Annotated in this window: 23 protein-coding genes; 18 read left to right on the forward strand and 5 right to left on the reverse strand. The window is 63.7% G+C overall.

Annotated elements, in window-relative coordinates; genetic code table 11:
- Positions 1-58 precede the first annotated feature (58 nt).
- The 17 genes from AC07UC_RS01985 to AC07UC_RS02065 all read left to right on the forward strand — a co-directional run bounded on the left by AC07UC_RS01985 (position 59) and on the right by AC07UC_RS02065 (position 19,198).
- Positions 59-1,306, forward strand: a complete 1,248-nt coding sequence (locus AC07UC_RS01985; RefSeq protein WP_202324905.1) for an aromatic ring-hydroxylating oxygenase subunit alpha — start codon at positions 59-61, stop codon at positions 1,304-1,306.
- A gap of 20 nt (positions 1,307-1,326) precedes the next feature.
- Positions 1,327-2,427 (forward strand): FAD-binding oxidoreductase, encoded by a 1,101-nt coding sequence (locus AC07UC_RS01990; protein ID WP_202324906.1) that lies wholly within the window; start codon positions 1,327-1,329, stop codon positions 2,425-2,427.
- 531 nt (positions 2,428-2,958) lie between these two features.
- Positions 2,959-4,437 carry a sugar ABC transporter ATP-binding protein gene (locus AC07UC_RS01995; protein WP_494903719.1) on the forward strand — a complete coding sequence of 493 codons (1,479 nt, stop codon included), beginning with the start codon at positions 2,959-2,961 and terminating at the stop codon, positions 4,435-4,437.
- 34 nt (positions 4,438-4,471) lie between these two features.
- Entirely contained in the window at positions 4,472-5,476 is a 1,005-nt protein-coding gene (locus AC07UC_RS02000) for an ABC transporter permease (RefSeq protein ID WP_494903721.1), read from the forward strand.
- An 86-nt stretch (positions 5,477-5,562) separates the two neighbouring features.
- A complete protein-coding gene (locus AC07UC_RS02005; RefSeq protein WP_494903723.1) occupies positions 5,563-6,549 on the forward strand; it encodes a substrate-binding domain-containing protein in 987 nt (328 codons plus the stop codon).
- A 60-nt stretch (positions 6,550-6,609) separates the two neighbouring features.
- A complete protein-coding gene (locus AC07UC_RS02010) occupies positions 6,610-7,380 on the forward strand; it encodes an SDR family oxidoreductase (RefSeq protein ID WP_494903725.1) in 771 nt (256 codons plus the stop codon).
- A 15-nt stretch (positions 7,381-7,395) separates the two neighbouring features.
- Positions 7,396-8,391 (forward strand): dihydroxyacetone kinase subunit DhaK, encoded by a 996-nt coding sequence (locus AC07UC_RS02015; RefSeq protein WP_494903727.1) that lies wholly within the window; start codon positions 7,396-7,398, stop codon positions 8,389-8,391.
- Positions 8,392-8,402: 11 nt separating this feature from the next.
- Positions 8,403-9,065 carry a dihydroxyacetone kinase subunit DhaL gene (gene dhaL / locus AC07UC_RS02020; protein ID WP_494903729.1) on the forward strand — a complete coding sequence of 221 codons (663 nt, stop codon included), beginning with the start codon at positions 8,403-8,405 and terminating at the stop codon, positions 9,063-9,065.
- Between the two features lie 147 nt (positions 9,066-9,212).
- Entirely contained in the window at positions 9,213-11,294 is a 2,082-nt protein-coding gene (locus AC07UC_RS02025; RefSeq protein WP_494903731.1) for a bifunctional sugar-binding transcriptional regulator/dihydroxyacetone kinase subunit DhaK, read from the forward strand.
- 62 nt (positions 11,295-11,356) lie between these two features.
- Positions 11,357-12,016 carry a dihydroxyacetone kinase subunit DhaL gene (gene dhaL, locus AC07UC_RS02030; RefSeq protein ID WP_494903733.1) on the forward strand — a complete coding sequence of 220 codons (660 nt, stop codon included), beginning with the start codon at positions 11,357-11,359 and terminating at the stop codon, positions 12,014-12,016.
- A 10-nt stretch (positions 12,017-12,026) separates the two neighbouring features.
- Positions 12,027-12,605, forward strand: coding sequence for a PqqD family protein (locus tag AC07UC_RS02035; RefSeq protein ID WP_494903734.1), 579 nt, complete (start codon positions 12,027-12,029; stop codon positions 12,603-12,605).
- Positions 12,606-12,637: 32 nt separating this feature from the next.
- Positions 12,638-13,687, forward strand: a complete 1,050-nt coding sequence (locus tag AC07UC_RS02040) for a serine kinase (protein WP_494903736.1) — start codon at positions 12,638-12,640, stop codon at positions 13,685-13,687.
- Positions 13,684-14,439 (forward strand): glycosyltransferase family 2 protein, encoded by a 756-nt coding sequence (locus AC07UC_RS02045; protein WP_494903738.1) that lies wholly within the window; start codon positions 13,684-13,686, stop codon positions 14,437-14,439. The genes AC07UC_RS02040 and AC07UC_RS02045 overlap by 4 nt, the downstream gene beginning before the upstream one ends.
- 46 nt (positions 14,440-14,485) lie before the next feature.
- Positions 14,486-15,238, forward strand: coding sequence for a glycosyltransferase family 2 protein (locus AC07UC_RS02050; RefSeq protein ID WP_494903740.1), 753 nt, complete (start codon positions 14,486-14,488; stop codon positions 15,236-15,238).
- Positions 15,238-15,915, forward strand: a complete 678-nt coding sequence (locus AC07UC_RS02055) for a glycosyltransferase family 2 protein (protein ID WP_494908880.1) — start codon at positions 15,238-15,240, stop codon at positions 15,913-15,915. The genes AC07UC_RS02050 and AC07UC_RS02055 overlap by 1 nt, the downstream gene beginning before the upstream one ends.
- Positions 15,915-17,384, forward strand: a complete 1,470-nt coding sequence (locus AC07UC_RS02060) for a nucleotidyltransferase family protein (RefSeq protein ID WP_494903742.1) — start codon at positions 15,915-15,917, stop codon at positions 17,382-17,384. The genes AC07UC_RS02055 and AC07UC_RS02060 overlap by 1 nt, the downstream gene beginning before the upstream one ends.
- A 218-nt stretch (positions 17,385-17,602) precedes the next feature.
- The gene (locus AC07UC_RS02065; protein ID WP_494903743.1) at positions 17,603-19,198 is read left to right on the forward strand and encodes a hypothetical protein; all 1,596 of its coding nucleotides are present in this window, start codon (positions 17,603-17,605) and stop codon (positions 19,196-19,198) included.
- A gap of 25 nt (positions 19,199-19,223) precedes the next feature.
- Here the strand turns inward: AC07UC_RS02065 and AC07UC_RS02070 are convergent, their stop codons facing one another.
- From AC07UC_RS02070 to AC07UC_RS02090, 5 genes are all read right to left on the reverse strand, one after another.
- Positions 19,224-20,444, reverse strand: a complete 1,221-nt coding sequence (locus AC07UC_RS02070; RefSeq protein WP_494903745.1) for a glycosyltransferase family 87 protein — start codon at positions 20,442-20,444, stop codon at positions 19,224-19,226.
- A 56-nt stretch (positions 20,445-20,500) separates the two neighbouring features.
- Positions 20,501-21,130, reverse strand: coding sequence for an alpha-ketoglutarate-dependent dioxygenase AlkB family protein (locus tag AC07UC_RS02075; protein WP_494903747.1), 630 nt, complete (start codon positions 21,128-21,130; stop codon positions 20,501-20,503).
- Between the two features lie 220 nt (positions 21,131-21,350).
- A complete protein-coding gene (gene lysM, locus AC07UC_RS02080; RefSeq protein ID WP_140770246.1) occupies positions 21,351-21,815 on the reverse strand; it encodes a peptidoglycan-binding protein LysM in 465 nt (154 codons plus the stop codon).
- An 89-nt stretch (positions 21,816-21,904) separates the two neighbouring features.
- Complete coding sequence (arfB, locus tag AC07UC_RS02085) at positions 21,905-22,342, reverse strand: alternative ribosome rescue aminoacyl-tRNA hydrolase ArfB (RefSeq protein WP_056569055.1); 438 nt, start codon at positions 22,340-22,342, stop codon at positions 21,905-21,907.
- 97 nt (positions 22,343-22,439) lie between these two features.
- The gene (locus AC07UC_RS02090; RefSeq protein WP_140770250.1) at positions 22,440-24,050 is read right to left on the reverse strand and encodes a phosphoenolpyruvate carboxykinase; all 1,611 of its coding nucleotides are present in this window, start codon (positions 24,048-24,050) and stop codon (positions 22,440-22,442) included.
- A gap of 343 nt (positions 24,051-24,393) precedes the next feature.
- Between AC07UC_RS02090 and AC07UC_RS02095 the strand changes: the two genes are divergently transcribed.
- Positions 24,394-25,095, forward strand: coding sequence for a response regulator transcription factor (locus tag AC07UC_RS02095; RefSeq protein ID WP_010912942.1), 702 nt, complete (start codon positions 24,394-24,396; stop codon positions 25,093-25,095).
- Positions 25,096-25,170: the final 75 nt, after the last annotated feature.

Raw genomic sequence — 25,170 nt, forward strand, 5'->3', positions numbered from 1 at the left:
TGCATCCGATCCTTCCTCCATCACCACCATAGTCAGTCCTTAAACACGAGGACAGGACATGGATGTGCGCAACGATATGCTGAGGCTCTTGAGCAGCCGCAGAGAGGGTTTCTCGCTCGAGCAGCCTTTCTACACCGACCCGGACTATTTCAAGCTCGACATGGAGCTGATCTGGTACCGCGACTGGCTTTTCATCGGCCATGATTGCGAATTGCCCAAGCCCGGCAGCTTCATCACCGTACAGATCGGCGACTACCCGGTCGTGCTGGTGCGCGATCAGCAGGGCAAGATCAACGCCTTCCACAATTCCTGCCGCCATCGCGGCAGCAGGGTCTGCAACACGGACAAGGGCACGGCCGCCAAACTGGTCTGTCCCTATCACCAGTGGACCTATGAGCTCGACGGTCGCCTCCTGTTTGCCCGCCAGATGGCCGACGGCTTCGACAAGAGCCAGTTCGGGCTGAAGCCGGTCGCCTGCGAGAGCGTCGCCGGCTACATCTTCATCTGCCTGGCGAAGGATCCAGCCGACTTCGCCCCGATGCGGGCGATGATCGAACCCTATCTCAAGCCGCACCGACTCAGCGAGGCAAAGATCGCCTTCGAGAGCACCATCGTCGAAAAGGGCAATTGGAAGCTCGTCTGGGAAAACAACCGCGAGTGCTATCACTGCGCGGGCAATCACCCGGAGCTGTGCAAAACCTTCCCGGAAGCACCGACCGTGACCGGCGTGCAAGGCGCCGACAGCGATCCGGAGATGCTGGCGCACTGGGCCAAATGCGAAGCGGCCGGCCTGCCGAGCAAGTTCCGCATCGACCCGGCGGGGCAATACCGCGCCACCCGGGCGCCGCTGCTGCGCGATGCGGTCAGCTACACGATGAACGGCAAGCGGGCGGTGAAGAAGAACCTTTCCGACAGCGTCTCGGCCGACCGTATCGGCACATTGATGCACTATCACTACCCGACGACCTGGAATCATATCCTCATCGACCATGCCGTCACCTTCCGCGTGCTACCGATCAGCGCCACCGAAACCGCCGTGACGACCAAATGGCTGGTGCATAAGGATGCGGTCGAGGGCGTCGATTACGATCTTGCCGAGCTCACCCATGTGTGGACCGAGACCAACGATCAGGACCGCCGCATCGTCGAGGAAAATGCCCTCGGCATCCTGTCGCCGGCCTATGAGCCCGGCCCCTATTCGGAGCTTCACGAGGGCGGCGTGATCCAGTTCGTCGACTGGTACGCCCGCTTCATCGGTCCGCGCCTCGCCGAAGGCGGCCGGCCGGCGTTGCGCAGCGTCGCCTGAGAGGTTGAGGGATGAATGCGATGACCGACCTTGGCCTCTATCGCCATCTCGATCAGATGGCCCCCTGGAACGACAGGCTGCAGGTGCTGGAAGTGATCGGCGTCAGCGACGAGGCGCCTGACGTCAAGACCTTTACTTTCCGATCCGACAACCAGACCTGGTTCCGCTACAAGCCGGGCCAGTTCGTGACGCTGGAACTGCCTGCGCCGGACGGGCCGCTGATGCGCACCTATACGCTGTCCTCCTCGCCGTCGCGGCCCTTCTCGATCGCGGTCACGGTGAAGGCGCAGGCCGGCAGCATCGGCACGCGCTGGATGTTCGATCACCTCGTGCCCGGTTCGCACGTCAAGGCCTATGGGCCGAGCGGCGACTTTTCGCTGCACAGCCATCCGGCGGCCAAATACCTGTTCATCTCGGCCGGTTCCGGCGTGACGCCGATGATGTCGATGCTGCGCTGGCTGAACGACTGCGCGCCATGGACCGATGTCGGCTTCGTCAATTGCGCGCGTCGCGCCGAAGAGATCATTTTCCGCAAGGAGCTGGAGCTGCTCGGCAGTCATATGCCGGGCCTGTCGCTGGGCTTCATGATCGAGGAGCGGTCAAGCCGCGAGGGCTGGTATGGCCATATGGGGCGCATCGACGCCATCCGGCTGCCATTGCTGGCGCCCGATTTCCGTGAACGCGAAATCTTCTGCTGTGGTCCGGACCCTTTCATGCGCGCCGTGCGCGGCATGCTGGAAGCCGCCGGCTTCGACATGACGAAATACCACCAGGAAAGCTTTGCCGCACCGGCGGTGGAGGAAATCCCGGCGCCGTTCGCAACGCCGCCGCAGGATGGCGTGGCCGTTCCCGTCGAGGCCGCAACGCCGATCCGCTTCGCGCTTTCTGACGTCGACGCCGAATGCGTCGCCGGCCAGACCGTGCTGCAGACAGCGCGTGCCTCCGGCGTGCGGATACCCGCGGCCTGCGAATTCGGCCTTTGCGGAACCTGCAAGGTGAAGAAAGTCTCCGGTGCCGTCGAGATGAGCCACAATGGCGGCATCCTCGATCACGAGATCGACGACGGCTTCATCCTCGCCTGCTGCTCGAAGCCGCTATCGGCTCTCGAAATCGAGGCGTAGACAATATCGGGTCGGACCCGCGCCGCATGGTCCTCGGCCGCTCCGGCGACGACCGGGTGCCGTGCTTGGTGGCGCGATGGGGCCGGACAAGACGAGACCGGGACCGAGGACGCGCTTTCGTGCCTGCCTCGGGGCACGGGACGGTGTCATCGTCGTGGCCTGCGGCGCCCTTACCTCCCGTCTGTTTTCGGCGGAGCTCCTCTCTGCTCAGCCGACCGCGCCTGACAAGCCGCAACGCGGTTGACGGTTCGCCCTCACAGCTCTTCCGTCCTGGATCACCGGCGGAACAAACCCGTGAACGCCATCTCCCGTCTAGCTAGCTCCTTATAAGGGCGAGCACAGTAGCCCTCTGTTTTTCCATGCCTTTTCGAACTCCAGCGCGTCGCCTCCGGTCTACAGATTTTAAAATTTGCGCATCACTTGACATTTGTCGATTGCAACTTGACTATTGTCAGCATCGGCATTTGGGCGGGAGGTCACACGTGCCGATCGGCATCCGACAGGGATCGCCGAAGTCATGGGAGGACGATGGTGGAACTGCTGCTCGAAGTGGAAGGGCTGAAGAAGTCCTTTGGTGGCGTCGCGGCCTTGCGCGACGGCCGCTTTGAGCTTCGCGCCGGCACGGTCCATGCGCTTTGCGGCGGCAATGGTGCCGGCAAGTCGACCTTTCTGAAGATCCTGATGGGTATCCAAAGGCGCGATGCCGGCTCGATCCGCCGCCGCGGCAAGGAGGTGGAATTCGCCAGCCCCGCCGACGCGCTGGCCTCGGGGATCGCCATCATCGAGCAGGAACTGAGCCCGGTTCCCCACATGACGGTCGCCGAGAACATCTATCTCGGCCGCGAGCCCAAGGCGCGGTTTGGCGGCATCGATTTCCGCGCCATGAACCGCGCCGCGCAGAAGCTTCTGGACGACCTCGAATTCGACATTCGAGCCACCCAATACATGATGAACCTCTCGGTCGCGCAGATGCAGCTGGTCGAGATCGCCAAGGCGCTCAGCCACGACGCCGAGGTCATCTTCATGGACGAGCCGACGTCGGCGATCGGCGAGCGGGAGGCGCAGCACCTGTTCGCCGCGATCGGTCGCCTGCAAAGACAGGGCCGCGGCATCGTCTACGTGTCGCATCGCCTGTCGGAGATCTTCCAGGTCGCCGATTCCTATACCGTCTTCCGGGACGGTTCCTATGTCGGCAGCGGGGCGCTTGCCGAGATCGACCGACCCGGCCTGATCCGCATGATCGTCGGTCGTGAGCTGTCCGAGGAATACGTCAAGACCAACACGCCGACCGAGGAAACCGGACTCGAAATTGCCGGGCTGACCTGCCCGAACAAGATCGAGGACATCTCCTTCTCAGCACGCAAGGGCGAGATTTTCGGCATTTACGGCTTGATGGGTGCCGGACGGACGGAAATCTTCAATTGCCTGTTCGGGCTCGACCGGCCTTCGGCAGGAACCATCGCCATCGACGGTAAAACGGTCGCCATCGCGAAACCGGCCGATGCGATGGCGCACGGCCTGGCGCTGGTCACCGAGGACCGCAAGCTGACCGGCCTCAATCTTTCCGATTCCGTGCGCGCCAACATCTGCATGGCCAGCCTGCCCGAGATGAGCCCCGCCTTCGCCATGGACCGGGCGCGCGAGGCCGAGGCAAGCCGCCGGATGCGGGAGCGGTTCCAGATCAAGGCGGCGCGCGACACCATGCCGGTCTCCGGCCTGTCGGGCGGCAACCAGCAGAAGGTGGTGCTCGGCAAATGGTTCCTGCGCGACCCGAAGGTGCTGTTGCTCGACGAGCCCACCCGTGGCGTCGATGTCGGCGCCAAGCGTGAAATCTACCGGATCATCTGCGACTTCGCCGCCTCCGGCGGCACGGTGGTGATGATCTCTTCCGAGATCGATGAGGTTCTCGGGATTTCGGACCGGATCATGGTGATGCGGGCCGGCAGAAGCGCCGGGATCTTCAGTCGGGAGGAAACGGATGCGCAATCCCTCGTCCACCTATCGACCTGAACAGGGACACGGTTCGGCGGCAAAGGAGCCAGGAATGTCGGTTGGCGACAAGAAGACGATGCAAGGCTGGCTCGGTTCCGAGCAGCGCCGGCTGCTGATCCAGGAATACGGCATCTTCCTTGCCTTCCTGATCCTGGTGGCCGCGCTGTCGGTCTCCAACGAGTTCTTCCTGACCGCCGGCAATATCTCCAACGTGCTGCTGCAGACATCGATCAACGGTGTTCTGGCCATCGGCATGACCTTCGTCATCCTCACCCGCGGCATCGATCTCTCGGTCGGTTCCGTCGTCGCGCTCGCCGGCATCGTCAGCGCCAGCTTCATGACCAGTTCGGCGACCGCCGGCGTCGCCGGCGCGCCCTATCCGGTCGCCTTGGGTCTCGGCATCGGCCTGCTGGTCGGCATTGCCTGCGGCGCGGTCTCGGGCCTGATCGTGTCGCGCTTCTCGGTGCCGGCCTTCGTGACGACACTCGGCATGCTTTCGGCGGCGCGCGGGATGACCCTCATCTATGGCGGCGGCCGTCCGGTTCCGGCGCTGACACCGGCTTTCCGCTGGATCGGCACCGGCGACGTGTTCGGCATACCGGCGCCGGTCATCATTCTTGCCGTCGTGTTCGCCGTGTCGTGGTGGATCCTCAATCGGACGCGTTTCGGTCGCTACATCTATGCCGTCGGCGGCAACCCGCACGCGGCCAGGACCTCGGGCATCAACATCACCCGCATCCAGTTCCTCGTCTATGTCATTTCCGGTGGCCTTGCCGGCTTCGCCGGGATGCTGCTCAGCGCCCGCACCGGGTCGGCGCTGCCGCAGGCCGGCATAGCCTATGAGCTCGACGCGATCGCTGCGGTGGTGATCGGCGGAACCAGCCTGTCGGGCGGCGTCGGCCGGGTGACCGGCACGCTGATCGGCGCGCTGATCATCGGCGTCATGAACAACGGTCTCGATCTGATGGGCATCCAATCCTACTACCAGCAGGTCCTCAAGGGCGCCCTGATCGTCGGCGCCGTGATGCTCGACCAGAAGCGAAACTACGGGGCCTAGGCCCCTTTCCGGTACCGGACCTGCGTCAGGCGTGTCCGTTGCAAGGCGAACCATGTCGGTCGCTCACTCAAGGTGGAGGTAACGAAATGAAAAGATGGATGATCGCGCTCGCATCCGCGACCGCGCTGCTGGCCGCGCCAGCCATGGCCCAGGACAAGATCAAGATCGGCGCCGCGCCCTACGGGCTGAATGCGGAGTTCATGCAGATCTGGGTGGCAGCGCTGCAGGACCATCCCGCCGTCAAGAGCGGCGAGGTCGAACTGACGGTGTTCGACGGCCGCTATGACGCGCTGGTCCAGCAGGACCAGTTCAAGACGATGGTCACGCAGAAGTACAACGGGATCATCTTCGCGCCGATCGACGTCGACGCGGGCGCTGCCGCCGTGCAGGCCGCCGCCGACGCCGGCATTCCGGTCATCGGCTCGAACACCCGCGTCCATTCCGATCTTCTGACTTCCTATGTCGGATCCGACGACACGATCTCGGGCTACATGGAAGCCAAGACCGTGCTCGACAAGATCGGCTGCAAGGGCAATGTGGTCATCCTCGAAGGCCCCGTCGGCCAGTCCGCGCAGATCTCGCGCCTGGAAGGCAACAAGAAGGCGCTGGCCGAATGCCCTGACGTCAAGGTCCTCGAGGACCAGACGGCGAACTGGTCGCGCGCCGAGGCCCAGACCCTGATGGAGAACTGGCTCACCGCTCACCCGAACCAGATCAACGGCGTGATCGGCCAGAACGATGAAATGGCGCTCGGCGCCATCGAGGCGATCAAGGCCGCCAAACTTGACGTCAAGAGCTTCGCCATCGCGGGCATCGACGGCATCACCGACGCGCTGCATGCCGTCAAGAACGGCGACATGACCTCGATCCTGCAGGACGCGCGCGCCCAGGCGCAGGGCGCGCTCGACCTTGCGATCCTCAATGCCAAGAAGGGCGACTACAAGCCGGAGTCCGACATCTGGGAGACCTACAAGGACATGCCTTGGAAGGACGGCAAGGAGAAGCTCTACAATGTGCCGTGGACGCCGGTGACGGCGGACAATGTCGACAAGCTGCTTGCGACGCGCAAGTGATCCAGCCGCGGGGTGGGCTTTGCGGTCCGCCCCGCACTCCATCAGGCCGAGAAGAGAACCATGACCGAAACAATAGATGTTGATCTCAATTTTTCGCTGGGCGGCAAGGTCGCCCTGGTCACCGGCGGCGCTTCGGGCATCGGCAGCGCCATCGCCTCGGCATTCGCCGCCAAGGGCGCCATTGTCGGAGTGATCGATATCAATGATGGGGTGGCGCAGGCGAAAGCCGCCGAACTCGGCAATGGTGCGAAAGCCTTCGTCTGCGATGTATCCGATCCGCAGTCCGTGGCGGCGGTGTTTGCCTCGGCACAGGCGACCTTCGGCCATATCGACATCGTCGTCAACAGCGCCGGCGTCGTCATGCTTGCCCCCGCCGAGGACCTCAGCCTCGACGCCTGGGACAAGACCATCGCCATCAATCTCAAGGGAACATTCCTCGTTTCCCAGGCCGCCGGACGCGCCATGATCAAGGCCGGCAAGGGCGGCAAGATCATCAACATGGCCTCGCAGGCCGGCACCGTGGCGATCGACCAGCACGCCGCCTACTGCGCCTCGAAGTTCGGCGTCATCGGCCTGTCCAAGACGCTTGCCGCCGAATGGGGCAGGCACGGCATCACGGTCAACACGATCTCGCCGACCGTGGTCCTGACCGAGCTGGGCAAGAAGGCCTGGGACGGGCCGCGCGGCGAGGCGCTGAAGCTGCGCATCCCGACCGGCCGTTTCGCCTTTCCACAGGAGATCGCCGCCGCCGCCGTGTTCCTGGCCTCGAACGGCGCCGACATGATCAACGGCGCCGACCTTCTGGTCGACGGCGGCTACACCATAATCTGAGTGGCGGGAGCAACAATGCAGCGTTTCATCAACAATCCGGACGAGGTCGTCGAGGACACCGTCAAGGGCTTCGTCAAGGCGCATGCCGGCATCGTCAGGCTCGGCAGCAGCAACCCGCGCGTCATCGCGGCCCGGCATGCCCCGGTCGCCGGCAAGGTCGGCGTGATCACCGGCGGCGGCTCCGGTCACGAGCCGGCCTTCATCGGCTACACCGGCCGCAACATGCTGGACGCAGTCGCGGTCGGCGAACTGTTCTCCTCGCCGACGGCCAAGAGCTTTCTCGACGCCGCGCGCGAAGCCAATGGCGGCAAAGGCGTCGTCTGCCTCTACGGCAATTATGCCGGCGACAACATGAACGTGAAGATGGCCATCAAGCTGGCCGCCAAGGAAGGCATCGAGATCGCCACCGTCGTCGCCAATGACGACGTCTGCTCGGCGGGACCGGACGAACGCGAGAAGCGCCGCGGCGTCGCCGGCGAGATCTTCATGTGGAAATGCGCCGGCGCATTGGCGGCGGAAGGCGCAAGCCTCGAGGAGGTGCAAGCGACGGCGCAAAGGGCGATCGACAATTGCCGCTCGATCGGCGTCGGCCTTGGCCCCTGCACGTTGCCCGCCGTCGGGCATCCGAATTTCCTGATCGAGCCGGGCACGATGGAGGTCGGCATCGGTCACCACGGCGAGCCGGGCGTGCGGGTCGAGCCGCTCAAGCCGGCGGCCGATATAGCCCGGGATATGGTCAAGATCGTGCTCGACGATCATGCGCTTGCGGCCGGGACCGAAGTGGCGGTGCTGGTGTCCGGCCTCGGCGCGACGCCGGTCAACGAACTCTACATCCTCAACGACACCATCGAGGCCGAGATCAGCGGACGCGGCCTGGTCATCCACAAGACCTATGTCGGCAACTATTTCACATCGCTGGAAATGGTCGGCGCCACGCTCACGGTAATGGCACTCGACGCCGAGCTGAAACGGTTGCTGGACGTCGATGTCGATTGTCCCGCAAGGCTCTAGGGAACAGGCAAATGCAGCAGTTCGACAATGCTTCCGCGGGCGACATCGTGCTTTCGCTCGCCGACCGGATCATCGAAAACCGGGCCTATCTCAGCGAGATCGACGGCAAGATCGGTGACGGCGACCACGGCGTCAACATGGCCAAGGGCTTCGGCATGGCGGCGGACAGGATCAGGGGCAACGACATGTCGCTCGCCTCGGCCTTCGATACGCTCGGCACCGTGCTGATGACCGAGATCGGCGGCTCGATGGGGCCGCTCTACGGCGTCATGTTCACCCAGTTCGCGGAAACGATCGAAACCTCCCCGTCGATCGGCGCCGAGACCTTCAGTGCCATGCTGGGCAGCGGCCTCGAAGGCATCCAGACGATCGGATCGGCCAAGGTCGGCGACAAGACGCTGCTCGACGCGCTCGTACCTGCCATCGAAGCTTTCAACAGCGCCAACGCCGCCGGTAAGCCGTTCGCGGACGCGCTGGACGCTATGGCCGCGGCCGCCGAGCAGGGCCGCGACAGCACCAGGGACCTCGTGGCCAGGATCGGCCGCGCCAGCCGGCTCGGCGAGCGCTCGGTGGGCGTCCTCGACGCCGGCGCGACATCCTGCGCGCTGATCCTGACAACCCTGGCGTCCGGCGCCAAGCAGAAGCTGCTATCGCCAGCGGCCGCCGGCCATTGAATTCATGACTATGCTCCTCCCGAGCAAAGGCTCCCGGCTGACATTGCAGCCGGGAGCGCGCCAAGTGGCCGATCGCAGCGAGATTGAGAGTTCGCCCGTTTGCGCTCATCTTGACGATCGATCTTGGATTCGGGGAAACCAGGCAGCATGACCGGCAAGACATCATCGGCACGCAAAAACGGAAACGAGGCGGCAGCCGAGCCCATCCCCTTGCGCTACGGCGACGACCCGTATGTCTGGGCCTGCTGGCTGTACTACGAAGACCATATGACGCAAGGCGACATCGCCGAGATCATGGGCATATCGCGGGCGACGGTGAACAGCTATCTGGCCGACGCCCGCGCCCGCGGCATCGTCAACATCTCGCTCGAACCGTCGCGGCTGAGCTCGCTCTCTATCGCGCAGGAACTCAAACGCCATTTCGGCCTGCATGACTGCCTGGTCGTGCCGAGCGACGACAATGCCCGGCCGCTGATCGACCGTCTTGGCGGAGCGGCGGCGCAGGCATTGGCCAAGCTGTTGAAATCAGGTGACACGCTCGCGGTTGCCTGGGGACGCACGGTGCTGGCGATCGGCGAGCAGGCATCGGTTCCCGGCCTGCAGGACGTCACCGTCGTCCAGGCCACCGGTGGAACGGCCGCCAACTTCGCCTATACGCCGGAGCTCTGCGCGTCGGCCATCGCCGGCGCGGTCAAGGCGCGGCTGATCAACATCACGGCGCCCGCGGTCGTGTCCACCGCCGAAGTCCGCGACATGCTTTTGCGCGAGCCGCTCATCCAAAGCCAGTTCGACGCGCTTGCCAGAGCCAACAAGGCGCTGTTCGGCATCTCGTCCCTGCGTCCGAATTCGACGATCCACACCAGCGGTTTCTTCGAATCCGTTTCGCTGCAGCAGTATCTCGCCAGGAACGCGGTGGGCGTCGTTGCCGGCCGCTTCATCGACGGCCAGGGCCTTCCGGTGGCCGGCCCGCTCGACGACCGGACGATCGGCATATCGCTGGATATGCTGAAGGCCATAGGCCTGCGTATCGCGGTAGCCGGCGGCTTCGACAAGGTGCCGGCGATCCTGGCCAGCCTGCGCGGCGGCTACGTCAATGTGCTGATCACCGACGCCGCCACCGGCCGCGGCATCCTCAATGCCGATGGCGTGACGGAACTCGACCAGAAGCTGTCGCAGCGCCCCAGGGTCGACAACACCATTGCCCTGCCCGGCAATTACCGGACCCATATCAAGAAATTCCTCAACGACCCCGACGACGTCGTCGAGGAAATGCTCGACGGCGTGGTCAAGGCCCACGCGGCCTACATCAAGCCGATCAAGGGCTCCAATCGGGCCCTTGTCGCCCGCACCGGGCCAAGGCCCGGCAAGGTCGGGCTGGTGATCGGCGGCGGCTCGGGACACGAGCCCTGTTTTCTGAGCTATGTCGGCAAGGGCCTCGCCGATGCCGTGGCTGTCGGCAACATCTTTTCCTCGCCTCCTCCCGGGCCGATCCTCGAATGCACCCAGGCGGCATCCGGCGGCGCGGGCGTGCTTTTTGTCTACGGCAACTATGCCGGCGACGTGATGAACTTCGACATGGCGGCCGAAATGGCGGCGGACAAGGGCATCGAGGTCCGGACCGTGGTGACGACCGACGACATCGCCTCGTCTCCGCTGGAGGACAGGGATGGTCGCCGTGGCGTTGCCGGCAATTTCTTCATGTTCAAGATCGCCGGGGCCGCCTGCGATCGCGGCCTGTCGCTCGATGCCTGCGAGGCGGCGACACGCAAGACCAATGCGCGGACCTTCACCATGGGCGTCGCGCTCGAGCCTTGCTCGATGCCGCAGACCCGCCGCCACAATTTCGAGATCGGCCCGGACGATATTGAAATCGGCATGGGCATCCACGGAGAACCCGGCGTCATCCGCGAAAAGATGATGAGCGCCGATGCGATCACCGACCGGGTGATGGACCGCATCTTCTCCGAAATGAAGCCGGCGGCGGGCGACCGCGTGGCGGTGCTGGTCAATTCGTTCGGCGCGACGCCCCTGATGGAACTCTACATCCTGTTCCGACGCGTCGAGCAGCGGCTGAGCGCAAAAGGCGTGCAGATAGAGGCGAACTGGGTGGGCCACTATTGCACCTCGCTCGACATGGTCGGCGCATCCATATCGATCCTGCATCTCGACAATGAGCTGTCGGAGCTTTTGCGCCACCCTTGCGATACGGCCGTGCTGCGGATCGGTTGAGGACAATAAGAGATGCGTCTTATGGACAAAGGCCGCATCCTGCTTGAACTGGGAGGACCATGATGTCGGACAATGCCGCACGACGCCTGAGCAGGATGTTCTACCGCATATCGATCGCGATCGAGGCGGGCAAGGATCGGCTGTCCGATCTGGACGGCGCCATCGGCGACGCCGACCACGGCATCACCATGTCGCTCGGCTTCATGGCCGTGAATGCGTATCTGGCCAAGCTCAATCTCGACGACACGCCTCCCTCGGAGATCTTCACGGCTGCCGCCTCGGCCTTCCTCGACGCCGTCGGCGCCTCCACCGGACCGCTCTACGCGACCGCATTCCGGAGGGCCGCGCAGGCCGTCAAGTTGGATGAATGCCTATCGCTCGCCGACCAGGCGGCGATCATCAAGGCGATGACGGCCGGCATCATGGAGCGCGGCAAGGGGCAGCGCGGCGACAAGACCATGCTGGACGTGTGGATCCCCGCCACCGAAGCGGCGCTCAACGCACAGGCCCGCAATGCCGGTGACCTGGATATGTGGAACAGCATCCTTGAAGCCGCCGAAGCCGGCGCGAACGCGACGCGGTCCATGGTGGCCGCGCGCGGGCGGGCGGCGCGGCTAGGCGAGCGGTCGCTCGGACACATGGACCCGGGCGCCGCATCCGCCGTCATCATCCTGCGCGCGATGAAGGACACCTTCACCGAAAGGGAGCCTCACAGGCACTGAAAATCGAGGCGTGATCCGCATAGGCTTCGATTGGCCCCCAGAAATGTCGGCGCCCTGCCGGCGCCGGTTGCCTTGCCAAGAAAGAACCGAGCGTTTACAGGCGTTGTCAGTGGAAGCGATCCCGCTGGCGGGCGGGAATTGTGAAGCGGGGGCAACAATGACGCATGATTGCGACACCTATGCGGTTGCGAGCAGGGACATCGTCTTCGAATCCTTCGATGGCGAGGCCGTCGTGCTCAACCTTGCGAATGGCAAGTATTTCGGCTTCTCCGATTCCGGCAGCAGGGTTTGGCAGGCGCTCTCGTCCGGGGTCAACGCCCAAGCCCTGATCGGGCTGACCGCCGGTGGCTCGACACTGGGCGCGGCGGAACTCGAACACTTCATCTCGCAACTGCTCGAAATGGGGTTGCTGGTGCGTTCAGATCAGGTTGCGCAAGCGCTGCCGGGCGAGCTATCGGCCGAGCTTGCCGCCACGAACGAACCGCTCAATGTGAGCATTCACGACGACCTCGCCGACCTGATCATCGTGGATCCCATCCACGAGGTCGAGGAACCCCTCGGCTGGCCGGCGGTCAAGCAGGCATCCTGAAGAGCGGCTGCGTCCGGGATAGAGGGCGCTGGATGCCGCGCGTCACGCTCGAAACCTTGCCGGATTACGCACGGTATCTCATCACCGCTGCGGAAGGAGCCGCTGCACATTATCCGGCCCCGCTGACGGTCCGCCTGCCCCAACTGGAGCTGACCGCGCATGTCGGTCCCGGTGTGCTCGCGGATGCGCTGGGCCACGCCTTTGTAGAGGCCCATGATGGCCTGACGGCACCGTCGGCGTGCCGCATCTTCATCGCCCATCCCGGCATCGGCGGCATCCCCGAGCCGGCAAGGTGGGGCGACGCGCATTTCACCGAATACGGCTTTGCCGAACGGCTCGCCGGGGACGGGCTGCGCGGCCACTATTTTCACGATCTGGATTTCTGGCAGGTCTACGATCCTGAGCGCCGCATTGGCGTGCAACTGATGGCGTCGGCCGATGCCTTCCCGCCCTGGGAGCCGACAGCGCCGCTGCGGGCCTTCCTGCATTGGGAATATGCGGCGCGCGGCATGCGGCTGACCCATGCCGGCACGCTCGGTGCCAATGGCAAGGGCGTGCTGCTTGCCGGCGCGGGGGGCGCCGGCAAATCCGGCACCGTCGCCGCCGGCCTGCTCAACGGGCTCGACAGCGTCGGCGATGACTATGTGCTGATCGATCTCGCCGGTGGCGTAACCGCGCGGCCTCTGTTTTCAACGCTGAAGCAGGATGCGCGCGGTTTCGCGCGGCTGGGCCTGAAGCAGCGGCTGGGGGTCGAGAGCCCCTTGAACTGGCAAGGCAAGCACACTTTTCACATTGTCGACATAGCGCCCCGGCCGGTACCCCCGGCGCTGGACATCGTTGCGCTGGTGGTGCCACATATCGGCGGTGGCGAGGCGAGTTCGATCGTGCCGGTGTCGCGGCGAGACGCCATGATAGCGCTGGCGCCGTCGGGCATCATGCAAATGCCGGGGGAACGCGAAAGCGGCTTTCGTTTCTTCGGCGATCTCACCCGCCTGCTGCCAAGCTACCGTCTGTCCTTGGGAACGCATCCCGAGGAGATCGCCGGCACCATTGCGGATTTTCTAACGCGAGTTACTTCGTGAAGTTGAGCGTGATCATGCCTGTCTACAACCGCGAACGCTATGTCGTTTCGGCATTGCGCTCGCTGGTGCGCCAGCGCGACGCCGCCGATCTCGACATCATCGTCATCGATGACGGCTCGACCGACGGTTCGGCGGAGGCCGTGCGCTCGATGATGGGGGAGAACCCCTGCATCCGCCTGTTCCGGCAAGAGAACATGGGTGTCGCCAGGACGCGCAATGCCGGGCTGAGGCAGTTGCCAGCGGACGCCGAGTTCGTTTCGTTCCTGGATTCCGACGACATCTCGCTGGCCGGGCGCTTCAAGACCGATCTTGCGCGTTTCGGCGCCAACCCCGGCTTGGAGTTGACCTATTCATTGATGACACTGGTCGACCGGATTGACGATGAGAGGCTGGAGCCTGCGGTCGACAGCCGCACCATGACGCTGCGGGGGATTTCGCTGAGCACCGCCCTGTTCCGCAGGAGGCTAGTCGAGCGAACGGGCCAATTCGACGAGGAGTTCGAACAGGCCGAGGACACCGACTATCTGCTGCGGGTTTTCGAAACGGGTCCGAGCTATGAGTTGCTGGACACTGTCGCGATCTACTACCGGCGCCACACCGGGAATGCCACCAGGGAACATGACGTCCGGGTCCGCAACCACTTGCGTGTAGTCCACAAGTCGATGCGACGGCGCAAGGCCGATCCGTCGCTGCGCGAGGTTCAGGGTATTTTCGAACTGAAGAGCCCATCTGCTGACTGGCGGATGATGTGATGCCGCACGTAATCGGATCGGATCTCGAACGGGCTTGGAGCGGCCTATGAGGCTGAGCGTGATCATGCCGGTCCATAACCGTGAGACCCTTGTAGGTCCGGCGCTACGCTCGCTGCTCAGGCAGCGTGACGCCGCCGATCTCGACATCATCGTCATCGATGACGGTTCGACCGATGGATCGGCCGAAGTGGTGCGCTCGTTTATGGCGGAGAGCCCTTGCATCCGCCTGTTTCAACAGCCCAATATGGGTGTGACCCGGACGCGCAACACCGGGCTGGGATTGCTCGAGCCGGAGACCGACCTTGTCTCCTTTCTCGATTCGGACGACATTTCGCCGGTCCGACGCTTTGCAGCCGATATCGAACTCTTCCGCAATGATCCGGGTCTGGATCTCACCTATTCAAGGATGATGCTGGTCGACAAGATCGACGATGAGCGCCTGGAGCCCGCCGCTGACAGTCGCAGCATCACGGTTCGCGGCATCCATTTGTCGTCGGCGATCTTCACGCGCCGGCTTGTCGAGCGCATCGGTGTCTTCGACGAAGCCTTCAATCAGGCGGAGGACACCGACTACCTGCTGCGCACCTTTGAAAGCGGACCAAGATATGTCACGCCGGAGACCGTGGCCCTCTACTACAGACGCCATCCCGGCAACATGACCCGACAGACCGACGTCCAGTCCCGCGAATTCATGCGTGCTATCTATAAGTCGATGACCCGCCGCAAGGCAGATCCGACCTTGCGGCGGATCGAAGGCATCTTCGAACTCAAGGATCTCACTGACTGGCAGTTCATGTGATGAATGAATACGGCGTCGTCATACCGGCCTTCAACGCAAGCGGCACGATTGCCGACACCTTGCTCTCGGTCGCGGCGCAGACGGTGCTGCCTGAACTGGTGGTGATCGTCGACGATGGTTCGACCGACGATCTCGCTTCGGCGATCAGCGGAACGGAGTTGCCGGTGCGCCTGTTGCGCCAGGCAAATGCCGGGCCGGGCAGCGCCACGACCAGGGGCATCGCGGCGCTGTCGACGCCGCTCATCGCGACGCTCGATGCGGACGACCTCTGGCTGCCGGACAAGATCGAGAGGCAGCTCGCGCATCTGGAGAGATTTCCCACGACATCGGGGGTTTTCTGTCACTGGCAGAATTTCCGCAACGACCGGCCCGACGCGCCCGAGGCCGAGGCGGTGCCCGGCTGGTCGCGTACCACCATGATGATCCGCCGTGAGGTCGCCGAGACGATTGGGCCAATCGTCGATCCGCCGGGCGGCCGTGGCGAAATGATCGACTGGATCGCCCGGGTGCGCGAAGCGGGCCTTGCCCTCGACATGCTGGACGAGGTGCTGGCACGGCGCCGCATTCGGCCTGGCAGTCTGTCCTACGGGCGCGATCCGGCACGCGACCGCGGCTATCTCCAGGTCGCGCGGCTAGCCATGCTGCGGCGGGCGCGGAACAAGGCCGGCTCGGGCTGATGGCTGATATCCGCCGTATCGAGCGACGCTTCCCGGACTATGGCTGGTCATGGCCCACGGGTGGGCTCGATCAATTGCTCAAGGCGGCGCTCCTTCCCGACGAGGACGCCGCTGCCGCCTGCGCAGCACGCTGGCTGGACGAGAACGATATCGATCTCGTCTCGTTCCGCGAGCACCGGCTGCTGGCCGCGATCTCCGACAGGTTCGGCAGGAAGCTCGCCGGTCATTCCGCTTATCCGCGCCTCGTCGGCCTGCAGAAGATGCTTTGGACCAAATCGCGCATGGCCATGCGCGAGGCCGAGCCGGCGCTGAAGGCGATGGCGGATGCGGGATGCCAGGTGATGCTGATCAAGGGCGCCAGCCGCATTGCCTTGAACGCATCGGCACAGCGCGGCAGGGTGGCGCACGACATCGACATATTGGTGCGGCCGCAGGACATGCAGACGGCCTTCGACGTGCTGCGCGATGGCGACTGGCAGATCGCCACCGGCGTCAGCCCGCAATATCTGCGGACAAGACTGGCGTCGCTGCGCTCGATGAATTTCTTCAAGGGCAATCTTGGCGACATCGACCTGCACCAGCTCGCCTATGACGGCTCGCAACGGAGCGAGGAAGATGACCTGGCCATCTGGCAACGGGCCGATAGCGCCGAATTCAGCGGTGTCGGCGTGCTGGTGCCGTCGCCGGCCGACCGCATCGCGCTTGCCATCGCGCATGGCGGCCTCGACGCCCACACCCACAGCGACTGGCTGGTCGATTGCGCGGTGGCCATTCGCGGCGGCGACGTCGACTGGGACGTATTCCTTGATGTTGTCGCCAGGCGCGGCCTTGCCGTTGCAGCGGCGGTGGCGCTCTCCTACCTGACGCTTGAAACAGGCGTGACGACGCCGGACAGGGTGCTGGCGGGTGTGCTTGACATGGCCGACCGCTCCGGCCTCTCGCGCTGGTCGGCCGTGCTGCAGGCCAAGCCGCGGACCGATTTCGGCAGGCTGGTTTGGCTGTCGCGCGGCCTTGCCAAGCAGTTGCGGCTGAGGCGCAAGAGCGGCAGGCTGCGCCAGGAGCCGCCAGCCAAGGCCTGGCGCGGCAAGCCAGCCCGCAGCGAGCCGTCGGAAACGGCGCCGCCGTCGGTCTTCTCACAGACCATACCTTGTCCGCGAACGGTGGGCGAGATGATGCTGGACATCATGGTCAGGATCAGCGTTCCACCGGTCCGCCGCCGCATCGAATTGGAGATCAATGCCGACGACCACCATGTTGCGCGCCTGCGCGCCATGGCCATCAGCCGGTCGGGGAGGGAACGGGTGCTGCATTTTCGCGGCAAGGTGACGCTTGATGGCGAAAGGCATGCCCTGACGCTGGAAGCGCGGCCATCGCGGCAATTCCGCCAATGGGACGACGCGGCGACCGTCGCCGCTTATGGCGCACTGCCCTTCCACCTGATCTCGGCGACGTTCTCGCCGTTGCGCTGACAGGAACACAGGCGATGCTTGGGTGGTCCCAAGGCCGCGGAGCGATAGACAGACCACGACAGGCAGCCCAGTCAAGGCTTTGCTGACTGGCATTCGTGCATGGGACCATTCCCATCGAGGACGTAGCGCCACGCAAGTTGTGACGGCGATTAGAAGGCCCTTAACCGCCGGCTGTTAGACATCGAGCACGATTGCTGCTTTGGTGATGAGGCCCAGGCATGACGCGATTTGTTGCGTCCTATAAACCGGTTGACCTGCGCTCCGCCGAGGTCACCCCAGTTCATATCGGCTGGCCTGCCGCCGCGACGCTGCTGATCGCCACCTATGCGATCATTGTCTCGCTCCTTGTCATGCCAGGCAATGTCGATGTGTCCTGGCTGCTGACCATTGGTGAGCGCGTGCTCAATGGCGAGCGTCTTTCGGTCGACATCATCGAAGTCAATCCGGCCTTCTCGGCCTGGCTGTATCTGCCCTTCCTGCTGCTGGAGCACCTGACCGGGCTGTCGGCGGAGCTCTGGGTGAGCGTCGGCGTGGCGGTGCTTGCGATCACATCGGTCTGCTTTTCGGCTCGCCTTCTGACGCGAGCCGACGAAACGCTGAAGCGATACGTCTGGATGGTTCCAGCCGCCGTGTTTTGCGTGCTCTACTTGTTTCCGATCGATTTCGGCCAGCGCGAACAGATTGCCGTCATCGTCTTGCTGCCTTGGCTGGCGCTGTTTTCAGCACGCGACCGGACCGCCGATTTCAGCGCCGGCACCATGGCCGAGCGGATCGGCGCCGGCGTCGGCGCGGGTATCTTCGTCATGATCAAGCCGCCCTACAGCGTGCTCGCTCTGGCGGTGCCGGCACTGGTCGTTGCATTGCAACGGCACTCGCTTCGTCCAGTGCTGACGACGGAGAATGTCGTCGGCGCCCTCCTGACCGTCGCTTACCTTGTCGCGCTCGTCGTTTTCATGCAGCCCTTTTTTACCGACGTGATGCCGCTGCTGCGTCAAGTCTACCTGCCCATGCGCATGCCGGTGATGGACGTGCTCATGCTGTGGCCCGTCACGATGTTCACGGCCATGGCGATGGCCGCGCTGGCGATGGCCTATCCCGGCCGACCCGCTCACGAGGTCAGAACCATGCTGCTGGCGGCGGCGGCCTATGTTCCGGCCTTCGTTATCATGGGCAAGGGATGGACCTATCAAGCGTTGCCGTTCCTGACACTCGGTGCCCTAGCTCTGATGCTGCAATATATCAGGCTGAAACCGCTGCGCGGCTTGCCTGCACTTCCCAAGGCCGGCGTCGCGCTCGGTGTGTTTTCGATCGCAATCCTGACCGTGCTGCAACAAAGCATGGCATTTGCCCAGTCGCGGCGCGATCTCGATGCCGCGACAGCCGCCATCGTCGGCGCGGTAGATCATCCGACCATGATGTCGATCGCCTCTCAGTTACAATTCAGCAACCCGCTTGCCCGGATGACTGGCGCCCGCTTCGTGGCGCGCCAGCAATCGGGCTGGATGGTCAATGACGCGGGAATACTCATGCAACTGGAGAGCGATCCCGAGACGAGGCAAGGTCTGGCGGCATTGAGGGAAAGCTATGCGGTTTCGATCGCAAGCGAGCTCACCGCGAAACGCCCGGATATTATCATCGACGACGGAACAGACGGGCCGCGCGCGCCGGTGCTCCTCGATCTGGCGGATCGGCAGCCCATGCCGCCATTGAACGACAACCCGGCGATCGCCAAAGCACTGGCGGACTACCGTATGCTTTTTCAAGCCGCCTCGGTGACGGTGTTGATCCGTGGCGACATTGCCGCAGGCAAATAGCCGAATGCAGGGTTCTTCCCTGCCCTCAGGCCGTGCCGCTGCCCAACACGGCCGAGTCCTGGGGCGCCTGCTCGCGGCGCCTTATGGTGACGAGCATCCATGCCGACAAGGACAATGGCACCAGCACGCCTATGCCAAACCCTGCATTATTTATCAGATGGGCGACGGCCGGATAGAGCCAGATCAACGCCAGGAAAATCCGCGGCATGGTGCTGCGCGTCGAGAACAGATAGGCGACGGCGACAGCCAGGCCGATTGTGTCGTAGCTGTACCCATAGGGCGTCGCCAGCGTTGCCAGCACGGCGCCGAGCACTACCCGCTCGCGGTGCTCGACCCGGCGCCAGGGCAGCCAGGCCCAGATGGCGGCGCAAATGGCTGCTATCATCGCAGCGGCTTGCATCGCATATGCCGTCGTCAGCTCCGCGCCGCATGCGCGGGCCAGGAAAAACATGGTCGCGGCGTTGGACTGATAGGGCTGCGGATAGGGCGCTTCCAGTATCGTGGTCATCAAGGGACGGGTTTCGGTCCAAAACAATCGCCAAACGTCAAATCCGAGCACCACGCCGGTCAGGAAGAACAGCGCCGCCGACGACAGGACAGCCGCGGCAATGGCGCGCCAATTGCCGCTCGCCAGCAGACAGAACGGAACCAGTATGCCGAGATGCGGCTTGACCGTCAGCAGCCCGAACAGCAGCCCGGCCAATATCGGCCGCTTTGGCGCCACAGCCAGCCCACCAACGAGAAGCGCGGTGGTCAAGGCGCCGTTCTGGCCAAAGATGGCGTTGATGAAGACGGCCGGGCAGACGAGGATAGCCGCCTCGGCAAGTGGGTCCAGTTTCAGCTGCCGCACCGCCAGCCACAGGCAGAAGACGGTGCCGAAGGTCCAGATGAGATAGGCCGAGAAAATCGGCAGCAGCGCCAGCGGCGCGCCGAAGATGAGGATGCTGGGCGGGTAACTCCATTCCTGGTTGGGAAGATCGGGCGAGAACATCCGCCGCAAGGCCGCGCGATAGGTGTCGACGTCGAACAGCCACGCGACATGGCCGTCGAGCGCCATGCGCCCGCCGGCCCACAGATTGGTGAAATCCCAGTAAGGCAGCCGGTCGCTGAGCTCGGAGAAGCCGTGCTCGTCGAAGGTCCACAAGGCAAGGTGGTAGCGCAGGCCGACCAAAATCCCAGTGCACAGCACAAGTGCCGCGAAACGGAGATCGGATCGATTGCGGGCAGTCTGATCGACCGGTACCATTGCTTTGTTTTCCAAAATCTTGGCAGCCTTGATAAGGGATGTGCGTTAAGATCGGCTTATACGGGGCTCTCGTCCGGCTTCGTCACCCGCCGCAGCGTCAGATTGATCCTGCCGCCGTTCTTCAGCAACGCCGAGGTCGAGGGATAGATGCGGTCGACGCCGTGGAAGCAGAGGCGCCCCTCGCCGCCGAGCACGACGACATCACCGCTTTTCAGCCTGAACGACTTGGTCGCGCCCTCGCGCGTCGTCTGACCTACCCTGAACAGGCAATCGTCGCCCAGTGAGATGGAGACGACGGGTGCCGAGAAATCGGCCTCGTCGCGGTCCTGGTGCAGGCCCATCTTCGCGTCCGCCGTGTAGAAATTGATCAGGCAGGCCTCCGGCGGATTTGGATAGCCCGACACTTGCCGCCAAAGGTCGAGCAGGCCCTCCGGGATCGGCGGCCATGGTTCCCCGGTCAACGGATGCGTCGGCTGGTAGCGATAGCCTCGCTCCTTGTCGGTGACCCAGCCGAGCGTGCCGCAATTGGTCATGCGCACGCTCATCTCCTTGCCGGTGCGCGGCATGGCCGGCACGTAAAGCGGAGCCTGCTGGACGATGCTTCTCACCGCTTCGACAAGCGCCTCCTGAACAGTGCGCGGCAGATAGGCCGGCATGTGGCGGACTCCCTTGGGCAGAACGAGCATGGATTTGCGCACCTTGAGATGGTTCGAGCCGGCAGGATGCCACCATCAAGTAAAGACGGCGACCCGAAAGCGGCCGCCGATCTCGTCGCGGCTATTGATGTGGGGATTCACGAAAGTGTCTGCGCGGAGCGCAACTGGTAAAATCGAAAACGCCGCGCGTCCTTTCGGATGCGCGGCGCCTGACTTCGCCGTATCGAAACGGCGCGATCTGGTTACCAAGTCAGGGGATGCGCAGCACCTGACCTGGATAGATCTTGTCCGGGTGGGTCAGCATCGGCCTGTTGGCCTCGAAGATGGCCGTATTCTTGACGCCCTGGCCCTTGCCATAGCTTTTCTCGGCGATCTTCCAGAGGTTGTCGCCCTTCTGAACGGTGTAGAAAGTCGGTTCCTTGGCCGGCGCAGCTGCCTTGCCGGCATCCGGCGCGACCTGCAATTCGTCGGCCTGCACCTTGGAGACACCCAGCGTGTTGCCGACGGCAATCACCGCCTTTTCGAAGATCGACTGGTCCTTGACCACGCCCTTCAGCACCGCCGTGTCACCCTGGACGACGACTTGCACGCCATCGGTGCCGAGCTTGTGCGAATCGAGTTCCTTCTTGAGCGTGTCGGCAGTGGGTGCGGCTTCCTCGTCGCCGCCGATGCCCAGCTTCTTGCCGACGCTTTTGACGAAATCGAACATGCCCATCTTTAGTCTCCCTTGCTGTGGCAATGGCGAAACCTTGCATCTGAGGCGTCAAATGGAAAGCCATTTTATGCACGCGGCTGGTGTGGAGCTTAATCGTTCTCCACCCGGCCGCGCAGCTTCTTGATCGTGCCGCGCCCGGCCTTGCTTTTCAGCCGCCGTTCCACTGCGCCTTTCGAGGGGCGCGTCTTCTTGCGCGGCGGCGGTGGCGGCTCCGCGGCCTTGGCCACCAGTGCCGTCAGCCTCGCCCTTGCATCGGCGCGATTCTGCTCCTGGGTACGGAAGCGCCCGGCCTCGATGACGATGACGCCGTCCTTGGTGGCGCGTTGACCGGCAAGCTTGATCGTGCGTGCGCGCACGCGCTCCGAGAGGCCGGCCGCGTTGGCCGCGTCAAAGCGCAGTTGCACGGCCGTCGCCACCTTGTTGACGTTCTGGCCGCCGGGACCGGACGAGCGGATGAAATCCTCGTGCAGGTCGCCCGGATGGATCACGGCTTCGTCTGATATGATGATGTTGTCATCGATCGGCATGCCGCAGTCATGGCGCGGCGGACCGAAAAAGAAAAGGCCCGATCGAAACCGGGCCTTCACTGGTGCCGAGCAGCAATGATGCCAAGCGATCTGACGACTACTCCGCCGCTTCCTGCATGCGGGGCGCCGCACCCATGACGGTCGCATCGACATGCGGCTCGAATTTCTCGAAGTTGACCGCGAACATCCCGACCAGTCTTGCCGCCTGACGGTCATAGGCAGCCTTGTCGGCCCAGGTCGAGCGCGGATCGAGAATTGAGCTGTCAACACCAGGCACGGCCACCGGCACCTCGAAGCCGAAATTGGCGTCGGTGCGGAACGCGCCGGTCTTCAGCGAGCCGTCGAGCGCGGCGGCAAGCAGAGCGCGCGTCGCCTTGATCGGCATGCGCTTGCCGGTGCCATAGGCGCCGCCGGTCCAGCCGGTGTTGACCAGCCAGCAATCGGCGTCATGGCTGGCGATGAGCGCGCGCAGCAGGTTGCCGTATTCCGACGGATGGCGAGGCATGAACGGCGCGCCGAAACAGGTCGAGAACGTCGCCTCGGGCTCGGTGACGCCCTTTTCGGTTCCAGCCACCTTGGCCGTGTAACCGGAGAGGAAATGATACATCGCCTGCGCCGGGGTCAGCCGCGCGATCGGCGGCATCACGCCGAAGGCATCGGCGGTCAGCATGATGATGTTCCTGGGATGATTGGCGCGCCCGGTCTTCGAGGCGTTGGGGATGAAGTCGAGCGGGTAGGCACAGCGGGTGTTTTCGGTGAGGCGGCCGTCATTGAAATCGGGCACGCCGTCGGCGTCGAGCACGACATTTTCCAGCACTGTGCCGAAGCGCTGCGTGGTGGCGAAGATCTCCGGTTCGGCTTCCGCCGACAGCTTGATGGTCTTGGCGTAGCAGCCGCCCTCGAAGTTGAAGATGCCATGCGGACCCCAGCCATGCTCGTCGTCGCCGATCAGCGTGCGCGACGGATCGGCCGAGAGCGTCGTCTTGCCGGTTCCCGACAGCCCGAAGAATATGGCGGCGTCGCCGGCCGGCCCCTCATTGGCCGAGCAGTGCATCGGCATCACGCCCTTCTGCGGCAGGAGATAGTTGAGCATGGTGAACACCGACTTCTTCATCTCGCCGGCATAGGAGGTGCCGCCGATCAGCACGATCTTGCGGCTGAGATCGACGGCGATCACCGTCTCGGTGCGGCTGCCGTGGCGGGCGGGATCGGCGCGGAAGGACGGCAGGTCGATGATCGTCATCTCGGGCACGAACTGTTCGAGTTCGGCGCTATCCGGACGGATGAGCAGATTGCGGATGAACAGCGAGTGCCAGGCAAATTCGGTGATCACCCTGGTGGGGAGCTTCAGCTCCGCGTCGGCGCCGCCGACCAGGTCCTGCACGTAAAGATCCTTGTCCGCGGCGTGGGCCTGGAAATCGGCAAGCAGCGTCTCGAACTGGGCCGGAGAGATCGCCTTGTTATTGTCCCACCAGACATGCGGCTCGGTGGCTGCGTCGCGGACGACGAATTTGTCCTTGGGCGAACGGCCTGTGTGCTGGCCGGTCTCGGCGACCAGCGCGCCATGCGCGGTCAGCCGGGCCTCGCCGCGCCGGATCGAGTCCTCATAAAGGGCGGCCGCCCCGAAATTGTAGCGCACCACGCCGGTGGTTTTCAGGCCGATACGATCGATCGCGCAAGCAGGATTGCGTTTGCCGACTTCCGACATTGGTGTCCCTTCTTCGATTTGCTGCGTCTTTGCCGGCGTATTTCCGGCACGCCCGCTGTCCGGGCTGAGATGGTCAGAACCAGAAAAGCCAAATGATATCAAATCATTAATCGATTTAAATATTTTGAAAGTTGTTTAAATCGTTTATATATGCAAAAAGTTTCACGGTTGCCCAAAGGATTGGCCGCGTTCGTTCGTCCAATCCATGTCGAGGTAGAATTGTGGCCTGCGGCACCCCGCGCGTGACAGCGGACAAGGCCTATGCCACATTTTGTACCTAATTTGTCCTGCAAAAGCCCCTTCTCTACGAAAGAAGGGACAGCTCATGAGGGAGCCGCTTGAAATGGCAACAATCGCGCTTGTCGATGACGACCGCAACATTCTGACGTCGGTGTCGATCGCCCTTGAATCCGAGGGATATCGTGTCGAGACCTACACGGATGGTGCGTCCGCGCTGGAAGGCCTGGCGGCGCGTCCGCCGAATCTCGCCATCCTCGACATCAAGATGCCGCGCATGGACGGCATGGAGCTTTTGCGCCGGATGCGCCAGAAGTCCGACCTGCCGGTGATCTTCCTGACCTCCAAGGACGATGAGATCGATGAGTTGTTCGGCCTCAAGATGGGCGCCGACGATTTCATCCGCAAACCGTTCTCGCAACGCCTGCTTGTCGAGCGGGTGCGCGCCGTGCTGCGCCGTGCCAGCGCCCGCGAAGCTGCGGCAAAGGCGCCCAGCCAGCAGGCCCGCTCGCTCGAACGCGGCCAGCTCGTCATGGACCAGGAACGCCACACCTGCACCTGGAAGGGCGAACCGGTGACGCTCACCGTCACCGAATTCCTGATCCTGCATTCGCTGGCGCAGCGCCCCGGTGTCGTAAAAAGTCGTGATGCGCTGATGGATTCGGCTTATGATGAGCAGGTCTATGTCGATGACCGCACGATCGACAGCCACATCAAGCGGCTGCGCAAGAAGTTCAAGGCTGTCGACGACGACTTCGAAATGATCGAAACCCTTTACGGAGTCGGATACCGGTTCCGCGAAGCTTGAATAGGCAGTAGGCAGTAGGGAATAGTCGGTAGTCAGTTTTGAATGGTGCGAGCGGCCATCGCCGCGATCTCAGCC

The organism is Mesorhizobium sp. GW821-FHT04C10 (genome assembly GCF_059420305.1).